A 23658-nucleotide genomic window follows, 5' to 3' on the forward strand; every position below is an offset into this window, starting at 1 on the left:
ATATTGATTGATTTCCTCTGTAGGTGCACGCTTTCTGCACAGCACTTCTGTAAGCCCCAACCCTCGCTAGCGTGGATTGTTCGTCTTACGTACTATGCGTTATAGCAGAAGTCGCCCACGTGTGCTCTAACCAACTTATTAACATACAAATAGAATGAACTTCTTGATGCATTTTGTCGCATCCAGAGTCATTCTCATTCCTTTAGAAGTGAGAACAATGTTTTTTATTTTTCATCTTCAAGAAGAAGCATTAGCTCTTCATCCATTTCCTCGTCATCATGTGCAGCAATTGTATACTGTGTTGCAGCAATTCCGTAAGAAGAACGAATTTTATTTGCAATTTCTTCTAAAACAGCAGGATTTTCTTTTAAATATTGTTTTGCGTTTTCACGTCCTTGGCCTAGACGCTCATCGCCATAAGCATACCAAGATCCACTTTTTTGAACGATGTCTAATTCTACACCTAAATCGACTGTTTCGCCCTCTTTTGAGATCCCTTCACCGTACATAATATCAACCTCAGCTGTACGGAATGGTGGTGCCACTTTGTTTTTCACAATTTTAATTTTCGTACGGTTACCCATAATATCATTACCTTGTTTGATTGCTTCTGCACGACGAACTTCTAAACGTACTGAGCTGTAGAACTTAAGCGCACGACCACCAGGTGTCGTTTCTGGATTACCGAACATAACACCAATTTTTTCACGAATTTGGTTAATGAAAATAGCGATAGTTTTTGATTTATTGATAGCGCCTGAAAGCTTACGTAATGCTTGAGACATTAAACGAGCTTGTAAACCAACATGAGAGTCACCCATATCGCCTTCAATTTCAGCTTTCGGTACTAGTGCTGCAACAGAGTCAATAACGATAATATCAATAGCACCACTACGCACTAATGCTTCTGCAATTTCAAGCGCTTGCTCACCAGTATCTGGTTGTGATAATAAAAGTTCATCTATATTTACGCCTAATTTTTGAGCATAAATCGGATCTAACGCATGCTCAGCGTCAATAAATGCTGCTTGTCCACCATTTGCTTGTACTTCTGCAATGGCATGTAGTGCAACTGTTGTTTTACCTGATGATTCTGGACCATATACTTCAATAATACGTCCACGTGGGTATCCACCTATACCTAAAGCTGCATCAAGTGCTAGTGAACCACTAGAAGATGTAGCAATTTCTAAATCTGTTTTTTCGCCTAGCTTCATAATTGAGCCTTTACCGAAATTCTTTTCAATTTGTTTTAACGCCTGTTCTAAGGCTGCTTTACGATCACTCATTATTTTTCCTCCTTCAAAACTGTTCACTGTTATTGTCTATCTCTACTATACTTGTTTTTTTGAGAACACGCAAGAAAAAAGCGAACATTTATTCGATTTTAAGCAAAAATAAAAATTTGGATAAGTTTTTCCTACCCAAATTCCCATTTTCAACTATAAGCAATTCCGCTCCAGTCGTAATTGCGCCCATTTTTTTCGAGCCTATGCATTGCTTCAGCTAGGGTTCTACCCTACTGAACCTATTAGCAAGTTAAAATCGTTTCATATATCCTCGTTCTTCTAATTGTTGCATTAAATAATGAAATGTAAATTTAACCGCACGTAAACGATTTGTATTGCGCATACCTGATAAATGCAGTAAATATGTTATTGGCTCTTCGTCACCTATAGCAATTCCAATCCATACCGTTCCAACTGGCTGATGGTCATGTGCAGTAGGACCAGCCGCTCCCGTTAACCCAATACCAATATTCGTACCAAATTTCTCACGCACTGCACTAGCCATTGCTGCAGCACATTCACTGCTGACGATACCAAAAGTATCTAATAATTGTTGGTCGATACCTAGCTGCTTTACCTTGGCATCTTCTGTATAGGTCACTACGCCTCCTATAAGAATATTGCCTACGCCTGGAATCTCCGCTAGCTCTGATTGAAATAAACCTGCTGTTAAGCTTTCTGCTGCAGAAATCGTTAAATTATTATCTTGCAACATTTCTACTGTTTTCGAGGCAAGTGAATCATCATTTATGCCATATTGGAAGTCTCCTACAATAGCACGAATCTCCGCCACTTTATCAGCAATAAGCTGTTGGGCTTTATGCTCTGATTGCGCCTTAGCTGTTACACGTAAAGTTACTTCTCCATCAGCAGCTAGTGGGGCAACTGTCGGATTTGTTTGTGTATCTAAAATATCTTGTACACGCACTTCTAACTCTGCTTCTCCAATGCCATAAAAGCGCATTACATGAGACACTATGACTCCGCCATCATTTAGCATTGTACCAAGCTTTGGCTTCGCTTCAAATTGGAACATCGGCTCCAGTTCTTTTGGTGGTCCAGGAAGTAAAATGTAGGTACGCTTATCCTTTGTCAAAATCATCCCTGGTGCCATACCATGATGATTTGCTAACACCTCGCTACCTGCTAATACAAGCGCCTGCTTACGGTTATTTTCTGTCATTGAGATGCCTCGTTTAGCAAAAAATTGCTCAATGTATGACAATGCAACTTGATCGATTACAAGATCTAGTCCAAGATGACGAGCAATTGTTTCCTTCGTTAAATCATCTTTTGTAGGGCCTAAACCACCTGAAAAAATGATAAGATCAGCGCGCGATTCCGCTATGCTTATTGCTTCCTCTAACCGTTTTGAATTATCGCCAACAACGGTATGATAAAACACATTAATTCCTAACTCAGAAAGCTGATTAGAAATAAACTTTGCATTTGTATTTGAAATCTGTCCAAGTAATAACTCTGAGCCAACTGCAAGGATTTCAGCATTCATGATTCACAAGACCTTTCTTATTTAGACTCAAGTAATACACGTCGATTTAGATAGAAATAATCCCATCCAGACCAAAGTGTAAAGAACAATGCAATATATAGCATTATTGTATCAAATGGGATACCGAAAATCACAAAAATTGTATTGTGTAAAAGAGCAGCTGCAATAGCAACAATTTGTGCCCATGTTTTAATCTTACCAAGCTGATTTGCCGCTACGACTTCTCCGCCACCTGCAAGAATTAAACGTAAACCGGTTACCGCAAATTCACGGCTAATAATAACAATAATCACCCAAGCCGGTGCCATACCAAGCTCTACCATTAAAATAAACGCTGCAGAGACAAGTAATTTATCCGCTAAAGGATCTAAAAATTTACCAAACGTCGTTACAAGATTATACTTTCTCGCATAGTAACCATCTACCCAATCCGTCGTCGATGCAATGATAAAAATAAGAGCTCCTACAAAATGATGGACTGGCATTTCTGCACTAAATAAGTTCATTGTACCCCAGCCGAAATCAAACATCATAACAATTACAAAGAACGGAATAAGTACGATACGTGAAATGGTAATTTTATTTGGAATGTTCATTTTTCTAACACCTTTCATGATGAAAGAAAGTAGTCATCTTTAGGATGACTACTGTTCTTTATTGAAATTGACGACAATATTTTGCGTTACGATTTGCTGTGCGTACGTTAAAAGTTCGTCATTAATATAAATCTTAGCTTGAGTTGAATTGCCTAAACGAATACGAGCATAGTTTTGCGCTGTTGCATCAAACTCAACAACTTCACCTGCGTTATAAACACGCGTATCTGCTAGTAATTCTTGTTGTTGTTGATCACGAATACCAATAAATGTAGGGCCTGAAACTTCAATACGTATTTTAAATGTATCAGTACCAGTTAACGTATAAGATGTAGTAGCCCCATCTGCTTCGATTGTACCTGCTGAAATCGCTTGCTTAACATCTTCAGTTTTACTTTCATCTGGTGTTTCATCTTTTGTTTCATCTGTCGACTCTTTATCTTTATCAGCTTGTGCCTTTTTATCTTCTTCCGCTTTGTCTTTTTCATTATCAATTGGTTTTGGTTTTTTATCGTACTCCACCACTGGTGTCGAATCATCATATTCAGTTGTTCCAGTTTTGCTTTTTGATTGTAAAAGGACCCAAATTGCAACAATAATAACGATAATAAATAAAGCGACAATGACTTTTGGCATAGCCTCCATCATTTTATTTGAAGGGCTTTTTGAAACTTTTCTTCTAGTTGAAGTTTGAGTCATCGATTGGCTAACTTGGTCGTTCTTTGTGCCTGGCAATTCGTTTTTATACGTCTCTAAAATTTCCTCTGGATTTAACCCAACAGCCTCAGCATATTGTTTAATAAATGCTCGTACATAAAACGAACCTGGCATAATTGAATAATTGCCTTCTTCAATACCTACTAAATAACGTTTTTGAATTTTCGTTATTTCTTGTAAATCGTCTAAGCTGTAGCCTTTAGACAGTCTCGCCTCTTTCAGTCGAGTACCTAATTCTGCCACTAATAACACCTACTTTAATATCAAATTAAAAATTAAATCCTCCAAATGAATCGGATTCGGACATCATATGATTTTTTTCCATTATTTCATAAGTAATTTCTTCATCAGGGTGATGACGTAGTTCAATGATATAATCAAAATCCTCAATCTTATATTCAGAATGCTGAACAAACATATCAGGATGTTCTACTACTTTAATAGATGGCATATTCATCATTTCACGTACTAGTTGCAAATGTCGCTCATCCTCGGATCGCCTTGTAACAATACCGTCCAATATAAAAATATTATTGTCACTGAATTCATCGCCGGCGAGCTTATTACGAATAGTTTGCTTAATCATTGTAGACGATAAGAAAATCCATTTTTTATTGGCACAAACACTTGCCGCCACAATCGATTCTGTTTTACCAACTCGAGGCATCCCACGTATTCCAATGAGCTTATGACCTTCTTTTTTAAAGAGCTCTGCCATAAAGTCCACTAAAATACCTAGTTCGTCTCGAACAAAGCGGAAAGTATTTTTTTCGTCTGCATCTCGTGGAATATAATGACCATGCCTGATAGCTAAACGATCACGGAGTTTAGGTTGTCGAAATTTAGTAACGTGGATATGTTCCATTGTCGAAACAATTGTGCGAAAACGCTCAATTGCTTCATCATTGTCTGTATGCACTAACATACCACGTCGACCTTCATCGACACCATTAATTGATATAATATTGACTCGAAGCATCCCTAAAAGTGAAGCAATATCTCCTAATAATCCAGGGCGATTCACCTGAATTTCATATTCAAAGTACCAATCGCTCAAACACACTCGTTCCCTTCCTATTAGTTAACGTAAAAAATCTTTTATAAGTTCCATCATAGCTGATTTTTTATGTAATGGAAAGTTAGAATACATGGAATTATAGCGTTATTTTTAATTTCTTACTAATTTTTTTTGGTAGTATTGGAAATAGACTTACATACGTTCCCCTTTCCGCACTATTATCGCTTTTTAATAGAAAAAAGAGGAGATTAGCTCTCCTCTTTTTTATTGCACATGTTTATTTTGCACAAGTTTTACGACACAATTCGCCAATGCATGTTTTTCATCATCAGAGGCAACGCCCCATAAATCCGACAGCACTCGCTCTTGTTCATTTTTAGGATCGACATTAGTCGCTAAATACTCACCAATTTGGACAGCAGCCTGTTGAATCATTTTCTTTGGCATACCGCTTGATTCAGCTTGCATTACGTTTTGTCCTAAAAAAGATGTCCATTTTTGCCAGTTTTCTAAAATGGTCATATGTTTCCTCCTCCTTTACACATGTAGTATGTGCAAAAAGAAATATTATATGTACCAGCCACCATTTAATCGAATTATTTGTCCTGTCACATAGTCTGCTTTGCCGGATAGGTAGAAACGAACCATTTCCGCTACATCCGTTGTTTGACCGACCGCTCCTAAAGGAATATCGTCTAAAATATATTGCAATTCCTCTTCACTTAAATGGCTATTCATCGAAGTATTAATAAAGCCTGGCGCAATAGCATTCACACGAATGCGAGACAATGCAGCCTCTTTAGCGTAGGACTTCACAAAAGCATGCTGTGCGCCTTTCACCGTTGCATAAAGTGCCTCACCTGCAGAACCTGCTTCGCCCCAAATAGAGCCGATAAAAAGCACATAGCTCACATCATGGGTACGGAGTTTTGAGGATAATAAAGCCGTTAAATGCATTGGATTTTGCACGTGAACACGCCATAATGCATCCATATCTTCTACAGTAGTGTCTTCCAGCAAGGAATAATGCGCTTGACCATTAGCAAAAACAATTGCCTGTACACTAAATATTTGGGAAGCTAACGCTTGCGCCGCTGATATTTTTGTAAAATCACCTTGTACAAGCATAAATTCCTGAGCAGGATAATGGCTTACAAGCGTTTCACATAATGTTTGAGCCATTTGCTCATTGTTTGAATAATGCACATAGAGAGACCAGCCGTCCTCTGCCAAACTGTGGCAAATAGCACGACCGATCTCACCCGATGCACCTAATATAAGGGCAAACTTTTTCACTAGGCGCCCTTCTCTGTTGGTAAAACTTTAAACACAGTTTGCTGAGACTCTCCTTGAATAGAAGCAAACGCTTTCGTTAAATCTTCAATTGTTAATTCTTCTAAGACAGGCACTACATCAAATAAATTCATCTCATTAAACGAATAACGCGTAAATTGGTTTGCGATAAATTCAATGGAATTTAATGCACGTAAGAAAAAGCCTATTTTTTTACGCTTAATGCGCTCTAAATCTTCACTTGCAAATTGCGCGCTTTTTTCGTATTTTTCCAATTCAGCTTTAATCGCTTTTTCCAATGCATCTGGTTCTGTTGAATCCGAACCAATTAACGCAAAGCCAAAACCATTTTCTAAAGTAAAGTCAAATGCGTACGATTCATCAATCAAACCTTCATCATACACACGTTCATAAAAATTAGAAGTTCGACCAAAAATAAGCTCTAAAGCAATTTGTACCGATAGCTCATGTTTTAACATTTCACGACCAGACAAATTCGTTTCTTTCGCTTTTAAACCTATATATACCTTTGGCTTTTGAACATCCATGTGCAATGTACGGTCTTTAATGGCAACATCTGTTGGTTCTTCATCAAAAAAGCGTTGTATTGGTGTTGGTTCTGGGAACTCTTTTTTACCTTGGTTTTCGCGAATAAACGCCATCATTTCTTCTGGATCAACAGCACCTATAGCAAATAACAACATATTAGACGGATGATAAAACGTATTGTAACACGTGTATAAATGGTCAGCCGTAATGCCGTCAATTGATTCGATTGTTCCCGCAATATCAATTTTCACAGGGTGATTATGATACATATTTTCAATCGTACCAAAGTATAGACGCCAATCTGGTTGGTCATCATACATTGTAATTTCCTGGCCAATAATGCCCTTTTCCTTGTTAACAGTAGCTTCTGTAAAGTAAGGTTCTTGGACAAAATTTAATAATGTTTCGGTGCTTTTATAGATATTATCTGTTGATGAAAATAAATATGCAGTTCGAGTGAAGGAAGTAAATGCATTGGCTGAAGCACCATATTCACTAAATTTCTGGAATACATCTCCGTCTTCTTTTTCAAACATTTTATGCTCTAAAAAGTGTGCGATTCCATCTGGCACTGTAATACTTTCCGATTCACCAAGCGGTACAAATGTACGATCTACTGAGCCGTACTTCGTTGTGAACGTGACAAAAGTTTTTGAAAAGCCTTTTTTCGGCAAGATATATACATCTAAGCCGTTTTCTAATTTTTCATAGTAAAGTGTTTCATCTAATTGTTTGAATTCAATTGTTTTCATTGTGCAGCTTGCTCCTTTCCTGATAAGAAATAGACCGCTTCTAACTGCACTTGCTTCGCCATTTCGATTACATCTTCTTTCGTTACAGCTCGCCATTTATTTGCCCATGCTTCAACAGAGAACTCCTCAGGCAAATCTTTATATTGGTCAAAAATTTCGATTTGACCACGCGCTGAATCAAGGGATTCTTTTAACTGATTTGTTAACATCGCCTTTGTTTGTTCTAATTCTAAATCAGTAATTTCCCCTGCTTGCATAACAGCAAGTTGCTCTTTAATGAGATTGAGAGCCTTTTCTTCATTTTTCGCCTCAATACCTGACACAACGAATAATAAGCCATAGTGTGATGCATATGAGCTAGAAGCATAGTAAGCCAGGCTTTCTTTTTCTCGAACATTCATAAATAACTTGGCATGCGGATAACCACCGAAAATACCGTTAAAAATCTGCATTTTTGCAAAATCAGCATCACCAAATCGAACAGGAGTACTAAAACCTATATGCAGCTTACCTTGCTTCATTTCTTGCTGTTCACGGACATAATCATTTTGTGGGTGTTTTTGTGGCGATACAGTTGGAATTTCCTCAGGAATACGGTCCTTAAATGGTAGAGCCTCTTTTAATTTTGCGACAAGCTCATCTTCATTAATATCACCTGCAACATAAATATCAACTTTGTCCGTCGTTAGCATTGATTCGTACGCTGCCAACAGAGATGACGGTGTGATATTTTTAATGTCTTCTACTGTACCATTCGCCGAAATAGAGGCAGGCTCATTTGGACGTAATATTTCTTGCAGTCGCATTTGTGCAAAACGAGATTTGTCGTCAAATATGGATTCAATACGTTGGATTACCATTTTCTTTTCGCGTTCTACAATTGATTCTTTAAATACACCATTTTCTAAATTCGGCTCAAAAATTGCCGCATGCATTACACCTAGCACTTCATTTAAGACACTTGTATTAGCCAAATATTGATCGTTTACGGTTTCCATATTCATCAATACCGTATGTTCGTTTCCACGCTTCGATGTATCAAAATACAATACTGTCCCGTATAGGTCATCTAAAAAACTACGAAATGCGGCAGTTGTTGTATATTTTGCATTGCTGTGTTGCAATACATTTGTTAACACCGTACGTTCAGACGCACATTTGGCCGTTAATGCTCTTCTCCATTTAATCGAGAAATTCACTGTTTTAAATTGGGTCGTTTGTCGGATATGCAAATTGACACCTTTTGCAAAAGGTATTGTTTTAAACATATGAAACCCTCCTATCTTTCTTAATATAACAATGTACTACAAATACTATACATGTCTATTGTCTATAATTGCAAAAAGAATCCAAAGTATGTATACGGAAAGTGAAAATAAGCTTGTAAATTGTTATTTGTATAAGGCAAAAGACTGGGCTTGATTGCCCAGTCTTTTGTTTACTCGCTTCATTTCTTTCGACTCTGTCTAGTAGTTCAACGAATAAACAACTGTCTTAGACTTATCGTTTGCCTTTAATATATGGTTGACCACTTGCTTTTGGTGCATTTGCTTTCCCAATAAATCCTGCTAACGCAAAAATCGTTAACACGTAAGGTAATATTTGTAAATACACTGCTGGGATTTCTTGCACATATGGAATTTGGTTCCCTGCAATACTTAATGTTTGCGCTAAACCAAAGAACAATGCTGCTCCAAGTGCACCGATTGGATGCCATTTCCCAAAGATCATCGCTGCAAGTGACATGAAACCTTGTCCAGCAATCGTAGCGTGTGAAAAGTCATGTGTAATTGTTTGTGCATAAACCGCACCACCAAGACCACCTAGTGCTCCTGAAATAACAACGGCAATATAACGCATTTTATTAACTTTCACACCCATTGTATCTGCAGCCATTGGATGTTCCCCTACTGCACGTAAGCGTAATCCAAATGGTGTTTTATAAATAATAAACCAAGCACCTATTGCCACAGCAAAGGCTAAAATCGATGTACTATATACATCATGGAATAATAAACGTCCAAAGAACGGAATATCCTGTAAGTATGGAATAGCAAAACGACGTATTGGTTGGTCAATCATATCTGTTTGACCTTTATCATAAATCAATTTCACTAAGAATACAGTGACCGCTAAACCAAGTAAGTTGATAGCTACCCCTGATACCGTTTGATCGGCACGGAATGTGATAGATGCTACCGCGTGTAGTAAGGAGAAAATCCCCCCTACTATAACAGCTGCAAGCATTGCCACCCATACTGTTGCGGAACCCAATGTTGATGCAAACTCTAAATTGACAAAAATACCAACAAATGCGCCGACAATCATTAAACCTTCTAGCCCGATGTTAACAACACCTGAACGCTCAGAGAATACACCACCGATTGCAGTGAAAATTAATGGTGTCGCATATAGGATTGCAGAAGGGATGATGAAATATAACATTTCTAAAAAGGTCATGTTATTGTCCCTCCTTTTTCTTACTTAACTTTTGTAAACCTACTCGAATAACGTAACCTGATGCTACAAAGAAGATAATTAAGGCAATAATGATAGACACGATTTCCTCAGGAATCCCTGCAGCATTTGGCATGTTAAGCGCACCGTATTTTAACGAGCCGAATAACGAAGCCCCGAATACAACGCCAAGTGGTGTATTGGCACCAAGTAAAGCAACGGCAATACCGTCAAAACCAATACCTGTAAATCCTGCTTTAATCGATGCGTTTTGGAATGTACCAAGCGCCTCCATCGCACCACCAAGCCCTGCAAACATACCTGAAATTGTCATTGCTAAAATGACATTTTTATTGACACTCATACCAGCATATTCTGCTGCATTATGATTAAAGCCAACTGCTTTTAACTCATAACCACGTGTTGTTTTTTCTAAAATAAACCACATTACAACTACCATAAGAAGTGCAATTAGGATCCCATAGTGAAGACTTGAATTGTCTGTAAGCTCTCTTAAAAACGGAGAACGTAATGAAGCCGATTCAAGAACACGTTCTGTTTTAAAGCTGCCATCTGACAATTTTTTAATAACAGCGTTCGCAATATAAAGTGCTGTATAGTTTAACATAATTGTCGCAATTACTTCATGGACTTTAAATTTCGCTTTTAAGAAACCTGCAATAAAGGCCCAAAATGCACCAGCTACTGCTGCTGCTAGCAATGCTAATGGTAAGTGAATGATTTTTGGTAGTTCAAAAGCATAACCTACCCATGCTGCTGCTAGCCAACCTAAAATTAACTGACCTTCAACACCGATGTTGAATAAACCTGTACGGAAGGCAAATGCTACCGCTAGACCCGCCAAGATATAAGGTGTGATTTGACGAATTGTGTTCCCTATTGAATATGAATCTCCAAAAATACCTGTCCAAAGAGCACTATAACCTTGTATTGGATCATAGCCACTGACTACCATTACGATAGCACCTACAATTAAACCGATAATAATAGAGATGATAGGAACGAGTATATTAATGACACGATTTGACATTAGTCGTTCCCCTCCTTCGCTATATTTGTGCTATTTTTTTTACTTTGTCCCGCCATTAATAGACCAAGCTCTTGCTCTGTTGTTTCTTTTGGATTTAACTCATCCACTATCTGACCATCATAAATAACAGCGATACGGTCTGAAACATTCATTACTTCATCTAATTCAAAAGAAATTAATAATACGGCTTTTCCTTTATCACGTTGCTCTATAAGTCGAGAGTGAATAAATTCAATTGCCCCTACGTCAAGTCCACGTGTCGGTAGTGCCGCAATTAATAAGTCCGGATTTCGGTCAATTTCACGACCAATAATCGCCTTTTGCTGGTTACCACCTGATAAAGCGCGTGCAGGCGTCATTTCGCCATTACCTGTACGTACATCGTATTCTTTAATAATTTGCTTCGCTTTTTCTGATACTTTTTTATAATCCATTACAATGCCTTTTGCAATTGGCGATTGGTAATATGTTTGGAGTGCAATATTATGACCGATAGGGAAGTCTAGTACTAAACCATGTTTGTGACGATCTTGCGGGATATGTCCAACGCCCTCTTCAGTAATTTTACGAGGTTTCATGTTCGTAACATCTTTGCCGTTAAACTTCACTGTTCCGCTTTTTACTTTACGCAAGCCTGTAATTGCCTCGATTAACTCAGATTGTCCATTGCCATCGATCCCAGCGATACCAACAATTTCACCCTTACGTACATTGAGGTTAAGACCTTTTACTTTATTGATATTACGATAGTCAGTTACGACTAAATTCTCAATTGAAAGTACTTCATCCGTTGGGTTTCCATCAATTTTTTCTGTTTTAAACTCTACTTGACGACCAACCATTAATTCAGCTAAATGGTTAGGGTTTGTCTCAGTCGTTACAACCGTGCCAATTCCTTCACCTTTACGAATAATTGTTACTCGGTCGGAAACATCCATAATCTCTTTAAGCTTATGGGTAATTAATATAATCGATTTACCTTCAGCGATTAATCGACGCATAATTTGAATCAGTTCAGTGATTTCTTGAGGCGTTAAAGAAGCAGTCGGTTCATCGAAAATTAGTATTTCTGCACCGCGATAAAGTGTTTTTAAAATTTCGACACGTTGCTGCATACCAACTGTAATGTCTTCGATTTTTTCATTAGGATCTACATCTAGACCATATTTCTCAGAAAGCGCTTGCACCTTTTTCGCTGCGTCTTTAATATTGACTACGCCCATCTTAGTAGGTTCAGAACCTAATATAATGTTTTCTGTCACTGTAAAGTTTTCCACCAACATAAAATGTTGATGCACCATGCCAATCCCCAAATCATTGGCAACGTTCGGGTTTGTAATTTTAACAGCTTTCCCACGAACACGAATTTCTCCACCTTCTGGCTGATACAGACCAAAAAGGACGTTCATCAAAGTCGATTTACCGGCACCATTTTCTCCTAGTAGTGCATGGATTTCGCCTTTTTTTAGTTGGAGGGTGATGTTATTATTTGCTACGAAATCACCAAATTCTTTGCGGATTCCAAGCATTTCAATCACGTATTCCAATATTGTCACTCCCTTATTAGGCAATTTTCTCTAAAACAATTGTACTCTAGTGTATTTCTACCTGCCTCTATTGCAATACAGCCTAAGGTTTAACTTTATTCAAAAGCGTTGCAATTTCTTTAAATAAAAAAACACCTGTATTGAACCTCACCTAAAGGTAAGGCATTTTCTAACAGAAAAATAAATTAATACAGGAAAGGTCATCGTTAGAAACCTTTCTTCTATTAACTTGGTACCATCATTATCTTAAGTTTACGATAATATAATAATCTTATTTCAATATGAAAAATAATATAAAAATAAAATATATCCAAACAGAGTATTACGAATAGTCAAAATATAACGATAGATTGAAAAATCATCATAAGGGCAATTGTAAAGCCCTTATGATGATAAAGAGATGAATTATTTTTCCACTTTTTCTGGAACTACGATTTCACCGCTAGAAATTTTTTCTTTATATTCGTCAATAACAGCTTGTACGTCTGCTGGAATTGCACCACGAGAGTCAGCAAGTTTAACGCCGTCTTCAGCTAGACCGTAGACAACTGTTGTACCACCTGGGAATTCACCATTTTTCGCTTTGTTTGAAATATCTACTACTGCTTCGTTAACACCTTTTAACATAGAAGTTAAAGTAATGTTTGTTTTATCATCTACTTTACCTTCATCGTATTGGTCAGCATCTACACCGATTACCCATACGTTCGCATTAGGATCTTTTGCTTTACGTTCTTTCGCTTCAGAGAATACACCATTACCAGTTGCACCAGCAGCGTGGAAAATAATATCTACGCCTGAAGAGTACATGCTGTTTGCAGCGATTTTACCAAGATCCGCTTTGTCAAATGCACCAGTATAGTTGCGTTGAATTTCGATATCAGGGTTAACAGCTTTAGCACCTTCAACGAATCCAGCTTCAAAACGATTGATAACTGGAATATCTACGCCACCTACAAATCCGATTTTACCTGATTTAGACATTTTAGCAGCAGCTACACCCGCTAAAAATGCGCCTTCTTGCTCTTTGAAAAGGACATTTACAACGTTATCAGCTTTTACTTCAGCATCGATTAATGCAAAGTTGTTATCTGAATTGTCAGCTGCAACTGCTTCAACAGCATCAGCCATCATGAAACCAATACCGAATACTAAGTTAAAGTCACGACGGATTAAGTTGTTTAAGTTTGTTTCATAGTCAGCGTCAGATGCTGATTGTAAGTAGTCGAAACCGCCATCACCTTTTGATAGGCTGTGTTCTTTACCGTAAGCTTGAACACCTTCCCATGCAGATTGGTTAAATGATTTGTCGTCAACGCCACCTACGTCAGTAACCATTGCTACTGAGAAAGTTTCCTCAGTGCTTTTGTCTCCTGATGCAGCATTGTCTTTTGCAGGTTTTTCTTCGTCCTTCGCACCACATGCACCTAGAATTGCACTTGCAGCTAAAACTGAAGATAATACTAAACCAAATTTACGTTTTTTCATTTTGTTAACCCCCCGAGGTATTGTAATTAGCAGGAAAATAAATTAGAAATGTTCTACACCCGTTTACGTACTACATGGAAGCTGAATTTATCAGCTCGGAAATAATTTTTTGAATACAGCACTACTTGATCATTATCATCATAATGGAGCTGTTTCAATACTAAAAGAGCAGTTTCACGACCACAATTTAGTATCGGTGATGCTTGTTCATGATAGCCTACTGGATCAATATAAGTTACAGCATAAGCAACATGAATTTTACCCGATTGCTCAAGTGCAGAGAAAAGTGAAACTTCTTTTTTGTCAACAAAGTCAGTAGGCAGGAAGCTTGCTGGTAATTTGTCTATACAATAAACTACTGGCTCACTATCTGCTGTTCTGACGCGTTCAATCGTGAGTATTTTATCTTCGCCATCACATTGGAAGCGTTTTAAATCTTCATCAGAAGGGATATTCTCCGTTGCCTTTAAAAAACGAGACCCTGGTTCCATACCTGCTGTTTCGATCATAGAAGAAATACTGGATAAATGCTCGATGCCTGAAGTAAACAACGGCTTAGGATTTACAAAAGTGCCAACCCCATGTCGACGCACAATCACATTTTCCTCTTCCAACAGTCGAAGCGCTTCCCTAAGTGTTGCTCGACTTACCCCTAGTGATTTCGATAATTCAAACTCTGAAGGAAGTTTTTCATTTTCTTTAAAAACGCCCGTCTCAATGTCAGACTTTAAACGATCAATTACTTGAAGATAGAGATGACGATGATCTGCTTTTATAGTCACATAAATCACCACCAAAATCAGAGATCAGACATCTGATGTACAACATTCCTACTAATCGTTCATAAATATAACATTTTTGCAGAATGAAATAAACTATTTTAAGCAAAATCAATTATAGAAATCATTTTTTCCTTCTTTTTGTCGCAAACATTTGGACATAAATACTGAAAAAAATGATTGTTTTTCCTTTTTAAGGAATCAATTATCATACTGATGAATAAGCACTTGTCGTGGCTTACTGCCCTCTGGAGGCCCGACAATACCGCGTTGTTCCATCTGATCGACTATGCGAGCAGCACGAGAATAGCCAATACGGAAACGACGTTGTAACATGGACACCGAAGCTGTCTGCATATTAACAACTAATTGGACTGCCTCATCAAATAATTCATCCGTTTCTTCTAAAACTGTCTCTTCTTCACTCGGAATCATCTCTTCTTGGTACTGTGCTTTTTGTTGTTCTATAACAAAATTCACAACCGCTTCAACTTCCTGATCAGATAAAAAAGCACCTTGCACTCGTTTAGGTTTAGAAGCACCAGCAGGTAAAAATAACATATCGCCACGGCCAAGCAAACGCTCTGCCCCGCCCATATCTAAAATCGTTCTCGAATCAATAGCTGATGACACTGCAAATGCTATTCGTGAAGGGATATTCGCCTTAATAACACCCGTTAAAACGTCTACACTTGGTCTTTGAGTCGCTAATATTAAATGAATACCCGCCGCACGAGCCATCTGCGCCAAACGCGTAATGGAATCCTCGACGTCATTGGAGGCTACCATCATTAAATCTGCTAACTCATCGACAATCACTACAATATACGGCAACTTCGGATGCTTTTCCTCTGTTTGGTCATTTACTTTTTGTACATGACCATTATAGCCTTCAATATTTCGAGTACCCGTATGTGAAAATAAATCATAGCGTCGTTCCATTTCCGATACTACCTTTTTAAGTGCTTGTGACGCCTTTCGAGCATCGGTTACAACCGGTGCTAACAAATGAGGAATTCCATTATAGACATTCAATTCCACCATTTTAGGGTCAATCATCATAAGCTTGACTTCATGTGGCTTTGTTCGCATTAGTATGGATACCACAATGCCATTTATACACACACTTTTCCCGCTGCCCGTTGAACCCGCTACAAGTAAGTGCGGCATTTTATTAAGCTCTGCTAGCACGGCTTGTCCAGTAATATCACGACCTAGCGCTACTTGTAACAACGAATCTGGCTTCGCTCCATCTTTTGATTCCAGCACTTCTCGCAATGTCACGATTGCTACCTCACTATTAGGAACTTCTATCCCAATTGCCGATTTGCCAGGAATCGGTGCCTCCATACGGATATCTTTCGCTGCAAGTGCTAAAGCTAGGTCATCCTGAAGGTTAACAATTTTACTTACTTTTACGCCGATATCTGGCAATATTTCATATTTCGTAACAGCAGGCCCTAAATGGACTTGCGTCACTTTAGCCTTTACCCCGAAACTTTGCAAAGTTTGCTCTAACTTTTTCGCATTTGCCTGAATTACGGAATATTCACCGCTTTGGTCATGCTGTGGAGGCATTTGCAAAAGATTGAATAAGGGAAGCTGATAATCTGCATTTTCTAAAGCATCTGCACTTCCAATGTGGACATCATCAATAAGCTCTCCTTCTTCAATTTCCATATTCTCAGCGATTGGGAGTGACTCTTCTCGTTCATGTGATACATTTTGTGTAAAGGCTGAGATAATTGGCTCATGAGAAACTTCCTCTTCCTCATGTACTTCATGGGCATGATCAACAGCTGCAACTTCGTCTGCCGTACTTTCTGCTCTTGAACGACGACTTTTTGCTTTCTTTGGGGCATTTTTTTTCTTTTCTCGCTGTTTTTTTTGCCATTTCCCAAAAAGTACAGGCATTTTTTCAGCTAAATACGGAACGAGTGCTTTGCCCGTCACTAAAATTAAACCGATAAAGAAAATAACCCAAGCAACCACTTTCGCTCCTGTCGCTTCAAATAATACGTGGAGGCCACTAAATAATAAGGCGCCTACCATCCCGCCGCCAAGTGCATCACTGCGATGAATCACACCCTCCGAATTAATTAATATTCGCCACGACTCTCTCAGAACCGATTCAGATAATAATCCACCTGATTTTGATAATTGCTCAAATAAAATCCCATGACTAAAAATAGTCAAGCTCATCACAATTAAAAACATCCCTAAAATAAGTCGGTCTTTCATGCTTACTTTTTTCTGCCCAATCATTAATAGCAATGCAACAAATATCAGCATAAATGGCACTGCAAAATGTAAATTCCCTAAAAGAAACATGGCAATTGATTGTAAAATACGTCCAATCATGCCATATTCAAAAATCATAATGACCGCAATTGCGATTAAGATGAGCCCTAAAATTTCGTACATAAGTGGATGCATTTCTTTTTTGTCAGATGTTGGTTTTGCTTTTGTTGTTTTTCTTCTTTTACTACTTGCCATCTTTTTCACCTTCTTTTGCAATCCATTCTATATATGTAGCGAATAATATCATGTAGAACCCGATTATTTCAAAAAAAGGATTTTCTACCGTTTTTATCGGCTAGAAAATCCTTTCTTCTTCGCTACTTTTCTTACCTTGCTCTAAAATACAACACTCGCTAAAGAGCAAGTCCATTTTTCAACGGTTGCTTGCTTAAGCAATGTCGCATTTTCTTATAAGACATTCAGCAAACCTTTTAAAAATTCAATCGGCAACGCTACGAAATGTCACGTTAGTAGCAACTTGCATAAAGATAGTCGTTTTAAATTTTAATATTCCATAATGATTGGGATAATCATTGGGCGGCGCTTCGTTTTTTGGAATAAATAAGTATTCAATGTATCTCGAATCTCTTGTTTAATGTTTGTCCATTCAAATGTATCTTTTCCAACGTATTTTTCAATGACGTTTTTCGCAATTTCAGATGCTTCCACCATCAGTTGCTCTGATTCACGTACATAGACAAAACCACGCGATAAGATTTCGGGACCTGATGCGATTTTCTTTTGTGCTCGGTTTAATGTGACAACAACAATGAATATACCATCCTGAGATAGTAATTTACGATCACGTAAAACAATGTTTCCAACATCACCTACACCAATACCGTCAATTAATACATTGCCGGCTTGTACTCGACCGCTCATACGCATTTTACCGTTTTTATATTCTACTATATCACCTTTATCGGCGATGAAAATTTGTGATTTTTGCATACCCAACTGTTGAGCTAGTTTAGAGTGAGCAATAAGCATACGATATTCACCTTGAACAGGAATAAAGTATTTCGGCTGCATTAAATTCAGCATTAGCTTTAAATCTTCTTGGCTGCCGTGGCCTGAAACATGGACATTTTTGCTCGATGTCAAAATTTCAGCTCCTGCTTTTGCAATGGAGTTCATCGTGTTAGCCATTTGTACTTCCATACCTGGAGACGGAGTAAACGTAATGAGTACTGTATCATTTTGTTTAATTTTAATATCTCGGTGATGTTTACGAACGATTTTTTCCAGCGCGTCTAACGGTTCTCCTCTATTACCTGTTGCAATAATAATAATTTCTTCTTCTTGATATTTTTGTATCTCTGAGATAGGAATAATAGTATCTTCTTCAACCGTTAAATAACCTAACTGTACACCTAAATCAACAGCCTTTTCTAGAGGTTTCCCTACAATCGCCACTTTACGGAATGATTTTTGAGCTTGCGTTAATACTTGCTGAATACGAATGAAGTTAGATGCGTATACAGCTACTAAAATACGACCTGGTGCTGAATGGAAAGTTTTTGATAGTTGCTCCTCAATCACAATTTCAGATGTCGTATAGCCTGGTCGCTCTGCTTCACAAGACTCAGAAAGTAATATAAATACGCCTTCTTCACCTAATTGCGCCATTTTTGCTAAATCTGGCTTGAACTTACCTGTCGCAGATTGATCGAATTTAAACTCCCCTGTATGAACAATCGCTCCTTCAGAAGTATGGAACACAACCCCTAATGAATCGGGAATACTATGTGTTGTATGGAAGAATGTCACATACGTAGAGTTGAAATTCATACGGCTTCGATTTGTTACTTCAAAGAATTTCACCTGATGTGGTGCAGGTAATTCCTTTAAATGTTCCTTTGCGAGCGCAATAGTTAATTTTGATCCGTACACTGGTGCCTTCACTTTTTGTAAAATATAAGCGATTGAACCAATAGCATCCTCGTGACCATGTGTTAAGAAAATCCCCTTAACACGCTCTTTGTTTTCTTCTAAATACGTAATATCAGGAATTACGATGTCAATTCCCAGCATCTCGTCTTCTGGGAACATTAAACCGCTATCTACTACAAATAGCTCTTCGTCAATTTCTACTACGCACATTGCTTTTCCAATTTCGCCCACGCCACCTAGTGGAATGATGCGAATTAGTTCATTTTTCTTTTTTGTCAATTTGTTTCCTCCTAAAAAATATCCCGAACAGCAACCACTTATTTTCATTATACGGTTTGCAAAGCTTTTGCACAAATTAAAAATATAGGTAATGCGATTATTTTAACCCCTATGGCGTAAAAATCCACTCCGCTTTCCGCGGGCACAGTGTAAGCCGCAACCCTCGCGTGCGCGCGGTTTGTTGCGTCTTACGTTCTGTGCTGGTCCCGCAGGAGTCTTCGTGGATTTTTACTTAGCTTATCATTAAATTGTTTGAGTGCCTGACACCTCAGCAAATCGCAGAGAAATTGTTTGAGTGCCTGGCACCGCAATGTTAAAAAAACTATAGACAAACTCTTATTGCTGAGTTTGTCTATAGTATCATCTATTACTATCTAAAGCTTTTCGCTTTTTCTTGGTATGTTTCCCATACTAAATCAAAGTTTGCTTTTTCTTCATCCGTCATTTCTACCATTGGTAGACGAACATTTAATGTATCAAAGCCTAATTTAGTCATTGCGTATTTTACTGGTGAAGGATTCGGTTGGGCAAACAATGCACGTACTAATGGTAATAATGCTCTGTGAATTTTCGCAGCTTGCTTGTGATTTCCTTCTTCAAACATTCGGATCATTAACTGCATATCATTTCCAACGACATGCGATGCAACTGAAATTACTCCCGCGCCCCCTATTGCAAGCAACGGTAATGTTAATCCGTCATCTCCACTATATACAAAGAAATTATCATCAGCTTCAACGTTTTCAATAATATCGCCCATTTGATCTAAATTCCCGCTCGCCTCTTTAATCCAAGAGATATTAGGAATTTTACTTAAATCAACAGACGTCTCATATGCCACGTTCACACCTGTACGTCCCGGTACATTATAAAGCATTACAGGCAGCCTAGTTTCTTTTGCAATAGTTTCAAAGTGCGCGTAAATACCTCGTTGGTTTGGTTTATTATAATAAGGTGCTACTAACATAATACCATCTGCACCATTTTCTTCAGCCTTATGCGTCATGGCGATAGAATAAGCCGTTTCGTTATCCCCTGTTCCCGCAATAACTGGTACACGGCCTGCGACTTTCTCTACTGTAAATCTTACTACTTCAATTTTTTCTTCTGTGGTCATAGTTGGGTTTTCAGAGGTTGTGCCACATGCAACAATGCAATCAGTACCATTATCTATTAAGTAATCAATAATACGTTCTAATTCCGGATAATTAATCGTACCATCTTCCTTAAACGGCGTTATCATTGCCGTTCCAATTCGACCTAAATTCATCCTTACACCCCTCTTATAGTAAGTTATCCTCAAGCATTGCTTCAGCAATTTGGATAGAGTTCAATGCAGCGCCTTTTAATAAATTATCTGATACGATCCAGAGATGGAATCCCTTTTTATTGTCTAAGTCTTGACGGATACGTCCTACAAAAGTAGCATCTTCCCCCTCTGCGTAAATTGGCATTGGGTAAGTTTGTGTTGCGATATCATCTTGTAATACAATTCCAGGTGCATGACGTAATACTTCAAAAATCCCCTCAACTGTCGTATCTTTTTCTACTTCTATATAAACAGATTCAGAATGTCCTGAAACGACAGGTACACGTACGCAAGTAGCAGCTACGTTTAGCTCTGGTGCATGCATAATTTTCTTCGTTTCATTAATCATTTTCATTTCTTCGTATGTAAAGCCATTGTCTGTAAATTTATCGATTTGTGGAATGACATTACGAGCAATTGGGAAATGGCGTTTGTCGCCACCACTTGGTAAAATATTCGCTTCTACATCTTTACCTGCATCCCAGTTTGCGCTTTGTGCTTTTAATTCTTCAATTGCTGAAATACCTGCACCAGAAACTGCTTGGTATGTTGATACTAATACCTTCGTTAAGCCAAATGTTGCACGGATTGGTTCAAGTGCTGCAACCATCTGAATTGTAGAGCAGTTTGGATTTGCGATAATCCCCTTATGTTTAGCAAGATCGCCGCGATTCACTTCAGGTACAACTAACGGTACCTCTGGATCCATACGGAAATGGCTCGTATTGTCAATAACTACCGCCCCGCGTTTTGCCGCTTCAGGCGCAAGCACTGCCGATACAGAACCACCCGCAGAGAATAAAGCGACATTGACGCCTTCAAAAGCTTCTGGTGTCGCTTCTTCAATTGTATATGTCTTACCATTAAATTCGATTGGTTTTCCTGCAGAACGTGCAGAAGCTAAAAATTTAATATGTCCGATTGGAAATTTTCGTTTAATTAGCTGCTCCATTATTTTTGAACCTACTGCTCCTGTTGCCCCTACAACTGCAACTGTTAACTGCTTAGTCATCTGTCATCTCTCCTTGAATACAAGTTCCATAATGTGTGCTATTGTATCATAAAAATACTGAAAATTGTGTGCAATTAATGATTTATTTGAAATATTGTATCAACAGTGGTTGTAATTGCGTTTTCTGCGTAATTGCTGCATCAACCGTCTCGACCATTTGATTGAAATCTGCAATTAATGAATTCGGTTTTCCGTGGGGTGAATCTTGACCGAATGGAATAAAGTAGATGTTTTTTGAATTGAGCAGTTTCATAATATTCATGCCGTTTAGGCCAAGTGCATCATTTGTGGATATGCCTAGCACGACAGGCGAACCGTTGCGCAATGTTGCCTTTGCCGCCATCAGCACAGGGCTATCTGTCGCTGCATTGGCAAATTTACTAATACTATTACCGGTCATTGGAGCTATAACCATTGCATCCAATGGATTGGAAGGTCCAAATGGTTCTGCTTCTTTTATAGAAGAAATAACTTTTTGTCCTGTCAATTCCTCTATTTTTGCAATCCATTCTTCTCCTGTACCGAAACGTGTAGCAGCGTGTAATACAGAGTGGGTAATGATCGGGATAACAGTAGCCCCTGCATTGATAAAGTTTTGAATTTTGGGTACAACATCCTCATACGTGCAATGTGAAGCCGTAATGCCTAAACCAATTCGTTTACCCGTCAGCAATTTTCTTCCTCCTCTATTGCCTTGCACAAAATTTCTGCCGCATCATGTGCAAAGTATTTCCCAGGTAATGATGGCAATAGTACATATGTCTGTAACTGGTCAGCATCAATATCTAAACAGCCTGGCTCTGAAGCTAAATCATATAGCACAGCAGGCACATGGTCCTGAAACGATTCTGTAATCCATTTGGCAGGAATCGTATTGATGAAAATCCCATCATGTATCGACCATTTTCGATCATCTAAATCAGACGCTTTATAGCCATACGCTTTCGCTTCACTCACTTGTACCACTGAACGCGCAACAATATGCACGTTAGCACCCATCTTTACGAGTAAAGATGCGAGCATTTTGGCGATGCGTCCAAAGCCTGCGATTGTAAAGTTTTGTCCGTAAATACATTTCTGCTCGAGTCCGTAGAACGTGGCGATAAATCCCTCCGCTGTTAACCTCGCATTTTGCCAAATAAATGACTCTTGCTGTAAATAGCAATTTGTTTCATTTTTTTCAAGCAACTGCTTCCAATGCATTGTCAATCGCCCAGTATAAAACTTAACTTGTGATATGCCATATAATTGTTCTACTTCTATCTTCAATGGAAGTATAGGTAGAATAATTTTATTGGGCTGGAACTCTAAAACAAGTTTATTTAACTCCTCATTCCAAACTGAAGTTCTTTTATAGAATACTGTACGTGAAGGGCTTCGCAGCATCGTTGCTAATTCTTTTAACCTTGAGTCCTCGCCGATCACCAGCCATTTTTCGTTTTCCAAAAGCTCACCTCACTGTAAAAATTCGGACTGTACCGTCGTTGTTTTGTTAAATAAAATACGATCTTCCCCAATTAATATAATTTCATGCCATGGAATCATTTCACTAACTTTCACTTTCTTCTTTTGGAATGGTAATTTTTCTTTAATAATCTCAAAGCCATGTATCTTACCTGTCTGCACATCTAATAGGCATTCTGTGTGTGCCAGTATGCCAAAATGTACACCACCTTCAACCTGAATTAACTCTTTATCCACCATTTCAGATAATAGCATGCCTCATCTCCCTCCTTGAGCCGTTAACCCAATATATGCCGAGTTTTTGCAAATCGTGCCCCATATTGAAAGTACTTCAATGTTGCAACTTTAGGCTGA

The 23658-nt window shown here is 38.3% G+C and carries 21 protein-coding genes; all 21 read right to left on the bottom strand.

Translation table 11 applies throughout. The features are described from left to right. Positions 1 to 224 precede the first annotated feature (224 nt). Positions 225 to 1289, bottom strand: a complete 1065-nt coding sequence (recA, locus tag ACQKNX_RS13320) for a recombinase RecA (RefSeq protein ID WP_427429300.1) — start codon at positions 1287 to 1289, stop codon at positions 225 to 227. 250 nt (positions 1290 to 1539) lie between these two features. Then, on the bottom strand, positions 1540 to 2799 hold the full coding sequence (locus tag ACQKNX_RS13325; protein ID WP_427429301.1) for a competence/damage-inducible protein A: 1260 nt from the start codon (positions 2797 to 2799) through the stop codon (positions 1540 to 1542). A gap of 17 nt (positions 2800 to 2816) precedes the next feature. Further along, positions 2817 to 3395, bottom strand: coding sequence for a CDP-diacylglycerol--glycerol-3-phosphate 3-phosphatidyltransferase (gene pgsA / locus ACQKNX_RS13330; protein ID WP_427429302.1), 579 nt, complete (start codon positions 3393 to 3395; stop codon positions 2817 to 2819). A gap of 48 nt (positions 3396 to 3443) precedes the next feature. Then, positions 3444 to 4364 carry a helix-turn-helix domain-containing protein gene (locus ACQKNX_RS13335; RefSeq protein ID WP_427429303.1) on the bottom strand — a complete coding sequence of 307 codons (921 nt, stop codon included), beginning with the start codon at positions 4362 to 4364 and terminating at the stop codon, positions 3444 to 3446. Positions 4365 to 4380: 16 nt separating this feature from the next. Then, positions 4381 to 5169, bottom strand: coding sequence for a DUF3388 domain-containing protein (locus ACQKNX_RS13340; RefSeq protein ID WP_427429304.1), 789 nt, complete (start codon positions 5167 to 5169; stop codon positions 4381 to 4383). A 225-nt stretch (positions 5170 to 5394) separates the two neighbouring features. After that, a complete protein-coding gene (locus ACQKNX_RS13345; RefSeq protein WP_173477695.1) occupies positions 5395 to 5652 on the bottom strand; it encodes a DUF3243 domain-containing protein in 258 nt (85 codons plus the stop codon). Between the two features lie 45 nt (positions 5653 to 5697). Beyond that, positions 5698 to 6426, bottom strand: coding sequence for an elongation factor P 5-aminopentanone reductase (ymfI, locus tag ACQKNX_RS13350; RefSeq protein WP_427429305.1), 729 nt, complete (start codon positions 6424 to 6426; stop codon positions 5698 to 5700). Further along, entirely contained in the window at positions 6426 to 7724 is a 1299-nt protein-coding gene (gene yfmH, locus ACQKNX_RS13355) for an EF-P 5-aminopentanol modification-associated protein YfmH (protein WP_427429306.1), read from the bottom strand. The genes ymfI and yfmH overlap by 1 nt, the downstream gene beginning before the upstream one ends. Next, positions 7721 to 8992, bottom strand: a complete 1272-nt coding sequence (yfmF, locus tag ACQKNX_RS13360) for an EF-P 5-aminopentanol modification-associated protein YfmF (protein ID WP_427429307.1) — start codon at positions 8990 to 8992, stop codon at positions 7721 to 7723. Before yfmF ends, yfmH begins: the two co-directional genes overlap by 4 nt. A 232-nt stretch (positions 8993 to 9224) precedes the next feature. Further along, positions 9225 to 10184: an ABC transporter permease gene (locus tag ACQKNX_RS13365; RefSeq protein ID WP_427429308.1), complete on the bottom strand. Its 960-nt coding sequence runs from the start codon at positions 10182 to 10184 to the stop codon at positions 9225 to 9227. Position 10185: 1 nt separating this feature from the next. After that, positions 10186 to 11232, bottom strand: coding sequence for an ABC transporter permease (locus tag ACQKNX_RS13370; protein WP_340825769.1), 1047 nt, complete (start codon positions 11230 to 11232; stop codon positions 10186 to 10188). Then, on the bottom strand, positions 11232 to 12779 hold the full coding sequence (locus tag ACQKNX_RS13375; RefSeq protein ID WP_427429309.1) for an ABC transporter ATP-binding protein: 1548 nt from the start codon (positions 12777 to 12779) through the stop codon (positions 11232 to 11234). Before ACQKNX_RS13375 ends, ACQKNX_RS13370 begins: the two co-directional genes overlap by 1 nt. A gap of 405 nt (positions 12780 to 13184) precedes the next feature. Beyond that, positions 13185 to 14267, bottom strand: coding sequence for a BMP family lipoprotein (locus ACQKNX_RS13380; protein WP_427429310.1), 1083 nt, complete (start codon positions 14265 to 14267; stop codon positions 13185 to 13187). Between the two features lie 53 nt (positions 14268 to 14320). After that, positions 14321 to 15049 carry a GntR family transcriptional regulator gene (locus tag ACQKNX_RS13385; protein ID WP_427429311.1) on the bottom strand — a complete coding sequence of 243 codons (729 nt, stop codon included), beginning with the start codon at positions 15047 to 15049 and terminating at the stop codon, positions 14321 to 14323. Positions 15050 to 15247: 198 nt separating this feature from the next. Then, a complete protein-coding gene (locus ACQKNX_RS13390; RefSeq protein WP_427429312.1) occupies positions 15248 to 17542 on the bottom strand; it encodes a DNA translocase FtsK in 2295 nt (764 codons plus the stop codon). 309 nt (positions 17543 to 17851) lie between these two features. After that, a complete protein-coding gene (locus tag ACQKNX_RS13395) occupies positions 17852 to 19519 on the bottom strand; it encodes a ribonuclease J (protein ID WP_173477704.1) in 1668 nt (555 codons plus the stop codon). A gap of 370 nt (positions 19520 to 19889) precedes the next feature. Continuing rightward, on the bottom strand, positions 19890 to 20789 hold the full coding sequence (gene dapA, locus ACQKNX_RS13400; RefSeq protein WP_427429313.1) for a 4-hydroxy-tetrahydrodipicolinate synthase: 900 nt from the start codon (positions 20787 to 20789) through the stop codon (positions 19890 to 19892). A gap of 13 nt (positions 20790 to 20802) precedes the next feature. After that, positions 20803 to 21840, bottom strand: coding sequence for an aspartate-semialdehyde dehydrogenase (locus ACQKNX_RS13405; protein ID WP_427429314.1), 1038 nt, complete (start codon positions 21838 to 21840; stop codon positions 20803 to 20805). Between the two features lie 82 nt (positions 21841 to 21922). After that, positions 21923 to 22513, bottom strand: a complete 591-nt coding sequence (locus ACQKNX_RS13410; RefSeq protein ID WP_340825777.1) for a dipicolinate synthase subunit B — start codon at positions 22511 to 22513, stop codon at positions 21923 to 21925. After that, entirely contained in the window at positions 22507 to 23286 is a 780-nt protein-coding gene (locus ACQKNX_RS13415; protein ID WP_401009434.1) for a dipicolinate synthase, read from the bottom strand. The genes ACQKNX_RS13410 and ACQKNX_RS13415 overlap by 7 nt, the downstream gene beginning before the upstream one ends. A 9-nt stretch (positions 23287 to 23295) precedes the next feature. Further along, positions 23296 to 23559, bottom strand: a complete 264-nt coding sequence (locus ACQKNX_RS13420; protein ID WP_173477709.1) for a YlmC/YmxH family sporulation protein — start codon at positions 23557 to 23559, stop codon at positions 23296 to 23298. Between the last annotated feature and the right edge of the window lie 99 nt (positions 23560 to 23658).

This window comes from Lysinibacillus sp. NPDC093712 (genome assembly GCF_050280025.1).
In the GTDB taxonomy this organism is placed as follows: Bacteria; Bacillota; Bacilli; order Bacillales_A; family Planococcaceae; genus Lysinibacillus.